Annotated in this window: 4 protein-coding genes; 1 reads left to right on the top strand and 3 read right to left on the bottom strand. The window is 40.2% G+C overall.

What is annotated here, in order from left to right:
* Window positions 1-2,651, bottom strand: a 2,651-nt coding sequence (locus tag AACY61_RS09285) for a DEAD/DEAH box helicase (protein ID WP_339611297.1), incomplete at its 3' end; no start/stop codon positions are given.
* A gap of 70 nt (window positions 2,652-2,721) precedes the next feature.
* The gene (locus AACY61_RS09280; RefSeq protein WP_339611296.1) at window positions 2,722-3,510 is read right to left on the bottom strand and encodes a tryptophan-rich sensory protein; all 789 of its coding nucleotides are present in this window, start codon (window positions 3,508-3,510) and stop codon (window positions 2,722-2,724) included.
* Window positions 3,511-3,616: 106 nt separating this feature from the next.
* Here AACY61_RS09280 and AACY61_RS09275 point away from each other — a divergent pair, with 106 nt between their 5' ends.
* Window positions 3,617-4,042: a TerB family tellurite resistance protein gene (locus AACY61_RS09275; protein ID WP_339611295.1), complete on the top strand. Its 426-nt coding sequence runs from the start codon at window positions 3,617-3,619 to the stop codon at window positions 4,040-4,042.
* 39 nt (window positions 4,043-4,081) lie between these two features.
* Here the strand turns inward: AACY61_RS09275 and AACY61_RS09270 are convergent.
* Window positions 4,082-4,463 (bottom strand): class 1 fructose-bisphosphatase (locus tag AACY61_RS09270; protein ID WP_339611294.1); only part of this gene is annotated, 382 nt, incomplete at its 5' end.

Genomic DNA, 4,463 nt, shown 5'->3' with positions numbered 1-4,463 from the left:
GCAGTGATGCGTTTTCGGGCGTCTTCTGTCATGGCAGAATATTCGGGTGTGATAAAATAACAAAACGCTTTTTTATTACTTCGCCCCACACGGCCCCGCATCTGGTGCAAATCGCTTAATCCAAAATTATTGGCATTGTTGATAAAAATCGTGTTAGCATTGGGCACATCCAGCCCGCTTTCGATAATCGTTGTGGAAACCAGTACATCAAATTCACCGTTCATGAAAGCAAGCATCAGGTTTTCCAGTTTTTTACCGTCCAGTTGCCCGTGACCGATTCCTATTTTGGCATCGGGAACTAAACGTTGCACCATCCCAGCCACTTCGTTAATGTTTTCAATGCGGTTATGCACAAAAAACACTTGACCGCCACGCGAAATTTCATAACGAATAGCATCACGAATCATTTCTTCTGAAAAACGAATTACATTAGTCTCCACCGGATATCGGTTGGGCGGTGGTGTGGTAATCACAGACAAATCCCGCGCCGCCATTAAACTGAATTGGAGTGTCCGTGGGATTGGGGTTGCAGTCAGGGTAAGCGTATCCACATTTTCCTTGATGAGTTTCAGCTTGTCTTTTACGGCCACACCAAACTTTTGTTCTTCGTCAATAATCAGCAACCCAAGGTCTTTGAATTTCACGGCCTTATTCACCAATTGGTGAGTTCCGATAACGATATCCAGTTTTCCGGACTCAAGGTTTTCCAGGGTGGTTTTCCGTTCTTTTGCAGTTCTGAAACGGTTTAGATATTCGATGTTTACCGGCATTTCTTTCAGGCGTTCCGTAAAGGTTTTATAATGCTGAAACGCCAAAATGGTCGTGGGCACCAAAACCGCCACCTGCTTGCCGTTGTCTACCGCTTTAAAAGCAGCGCGAATAGCAACTTCGGTCTTTCCGAAACCAACATCCCCACAAACTAAACGGTCCATAGGCTGCTCGTGTTCCATGTCTTTTTTCACATCCTCGGTAGCCGTAATTTGATCGGGGGTATCTTCATAAATAAAGGAAGATTCCAACTCGTGTTGCAAATAGGAATCGGGGTCAAATGAAAACCCTTTTTGGAGTTTTCGCTTTGCGTAAAGTTCAATCAGGTTGAAAGCAATTTCCTTAACACGGGTTTTGGTTTTTTGCTTTAGCGCTTTCCAGGCATTAGAACCCAGTTTGTAGATTTTAGGAGGTTTACCGTCCTTGCCGTTGTATTTGGAAATTTTATGTAGTGAGTGAATGCTCAGGTAAAGAATGTCCCTTTCGCCATAAACGAGTTTAATGGCTTCCTGTTTTTTACCTTCCACATCAATTTTTTGCAGGCCGCCAAATTTTCCGATTCCGTGATCAATGTGCGTCACATAATCGCCAATTTCCAGACTCGTGAGTTCCTTGAGTGTGATGGCTTGTTTTTTGGCATACCCGTTTTTAAGCTGAAATTTATGATAGCGCTCAAAAATCTGGTGGTCTGTATAACACACCTGTTTTTGGATATCGTCAATAAACCCCTGATGTATGGGGAAAACAACTGTTTCAAACTGTTTGACGTCAAGGTGGGCGTCTTCAAAAATATCGTGAAAGCGCTTTGCCTGTTGAGCTGACGAACAAAAAATATAATTTTTATATCCCTTTTCAGTATTGGCATTGAGGTTTTCAATGAGCAGGTCAAACTGCTTGTTGAATGATGGCTGGGGCTTTGTTTTAAAGTCGATGGCTTCTACCGAAAGGCTTTTTTGCATCACCACCGTCGTAAACTCCTTTAATTCTTCTTTCAACAATGCCGATGTGCAAAACAGGGTGTCGGGTTCCAGTTGCTTGATGCCGTCATCCATTTTGGAAAAGGCTTCTTCCGCTTTTGCGAAAAGCGAATGAACCCCATTGAAGAGCATATCCGGGTTTTTAATAAACACCGCGGTTTTTTGAGAGATGTATTTTAAGAAACTAATGCGGTTGCTTTGTGAGACTGAAGCATCCACATTTGGGATAATGCTGATTTTTTTTACCTGTTCCAGCGAAAGTTGCGTTTCCACATCAAAGCTGCGGATGCTTTCCACTTCATCGCCAAAAAACTCAATGCGGTAGGGTTCGTCATTGGAAAATGAAAACACATCCAAAATACCGCCACGCACTGAAAACTCTCCGGGTTCGGTGACAAAATCTGTGCGATGAAAGCGGTATTCAAAAAGCACTTCATTGACAAAGTCAATGGAGAGTTGATCACCTACTCTGATTTTCAAGGTGTTTTTTTCCAGTTCTTTTTTGGTGACCACTTTTTCAAAAAGCGCATCTGGGTAAGTGACGATAACCGCCGGTTTTTTTCGGGAGTTGATGCGGTTGAGGACTTCAGCGCGCAGCAATACATTGGCATTGTCTGTTTCCTCAATCTGATAAGGGCGGCGGTAGCTTCCCGGATAAAAAAGCACATCTTTATCGCCTATTACGGCTTCGATATCATTGAGGTGATATGCGGCGTCTTCTTTGTCATTAAATATCAGTAGAAAGGGAAGTTCTGTATTTTTGAACACTTCTGAGACCACCAGGGATGATGAGGCACCGGCAAGTCCTGTGATATGAATGTTTTTTTCAGAACGGGCAATAGATTCCTCCAGTTTCCGGGTTTCCGGAGACTGTGCAAAAAGCGAATCGATAATGGTTTTGCTCATGGACGGCAAAGATACATTGACGGTCATTTATCTACAACAGCAAGCCTTTTTTTTAAGAAAATTTTACTGTTTACTTGGAAAGACTTCTAACAAACGGAAGCGTTTTACGGTTTTTATAGGTATGAATAGCATTGCTCACAAGTAAAACCGCCGAAACAGTGAAAGCCACGATTACAATAGCATTGTTTTCATTAAAATTTGCAATGGCAATAGCAATCAGTGCCCATATTCCCACAAAAGCAAATTCACGCATATTACGGCTCCAGGTGACAAACAGGTTTAATAAACCGGCCACAACAATCATTGTGATGGTCCAGAAAACATCACTCATACCAAATCTGCCCCAATTAATTTTTGTGAGAAAAGCAGCTATGTTAGCAATCAACGCTACAGAAATCCATCCAATGTAAATACAAAAGGGCCACCAGAGAAAAAGAATGGTATTGAATGGTGCATTCCATCGTTCCATGTTGGTTCTCAAAACTATTTTTATGAGCGAAAACAATAATACAAACATAATAAACACTGAAAGTCCTAGAGACTCGTGCAGCCATGCAAAAAGCCACAGCGAATTGGCCACACAGGAAACCACAAACCACCAACCCACTTGTTTTGCAAGCTCATTTTCTTTCGCTTTGCTGAATAAACCCAGTCCCTGATAGATTACAAACCCCAAAAGCAGCAAATAGATAATTCCCCATATAGAAAAAGCATAGCCGGCCGGGGTAAAAAAATTTTCAAACTCCCTTGAAACGGTTGCATTGGTATTGTTATTTATTAGTCCGGTATTAGACAAATAATTAATAAAAATCATAGAAATAAAAGCGATACCATTGAGTATTTGCAGTGTCTTTTTCACCTTGTAGAAACTTTTTTTTATAAAGGTAATCCATGTTTTAAAAAAAGCAATTTTAATTTTCTCAAAATCTTAGTGAAATAGTATCTTTGTATAAAATTTAAATAAAATGTCATTAGAAGATTTATTCAGCGGCGGAAGCCATAAAAGAAAATTAGGCCACTTTTCAGCATTAGTGAATGTTGCATTGGTTGACGGACCGATAAAACCTGAAGAAGAATTATTGCTACTTCGTTTTGCCAGAAAATTGGATATCAATGAGTTGGAGTATAACGAAATCATCAAAAACCCAAAAAAATACCCCGTTTTTCCAACCAATTCGCAGGAAATAAGATTAAAACAACTTCATGACATATTCAGAATCATCTTCGCAGATAAGGATATTGATGAAGAAGAAGCCGAGTTTTTAAATCGCTATGCAATTATCCTCGGCTTCAGTGAAGCTGATGCGAAAAAAATCATTGACCGCTCTATTCAGATATTTAGCGGCGGACTCGATTTTTACGACTATGAGTACCTGTTGAATAAGAAATAATAATATATCAATAACTCTGGAAGAGTTTTCGGAGGCTTTTTACTTTGCATTTCTCATAAACTCCTCTGCCTTATCAACCATTTTTTTGCTTCCACAGAAAAAAGGAACACGTTGATGAAGTTCAGTAGGCTGAATTTTCATAATTCGGTTGAATCCATCACTGGCTTTTCCTCCGGCTTGTTCAACAATGAAAGCCATTGGATTACATTCATAAAGTAATCTAAGCTTTCCATTTGAAGCTTTGGAACTTTTTGGATAAAAATAAATACCTCCTTTTAAAATATTACGGTGAATGTCAGAAACCAGGGAGCCAATGTAGCGAGAAGTGTAAGGTCTGTCATCCTCTTCCATCTGGCAGTATTTGATGTAATCTTTTACACCTTGCGGAAAGTGGATGTAATTGCCTTCATTTACTGAATAT

This window comes from uncultured Planktosalinus sp. (assembly GCF_963973675.1).
Lineage (GTDB): Bacteria > Bacteroidota > Bacteroidia > Flavobacteriales > Flavobacteriaceae > Planktosalinus.
The sequence above is the reverse complement of the archived record's forward strand: the minus strand, read 5'-3'. Positions and strand labels throughout refer to the sequence as shown.

Excerpts from the sequence above, each read along its gene's own strand:
- AACY61_RS09275 (WP_339611295.1), top strand. The coding sequence starts at position 3,617 with ATGTCATTAGAAGATTTATTCAGCGGCGGAAGCCATAAAAGAAAATTA.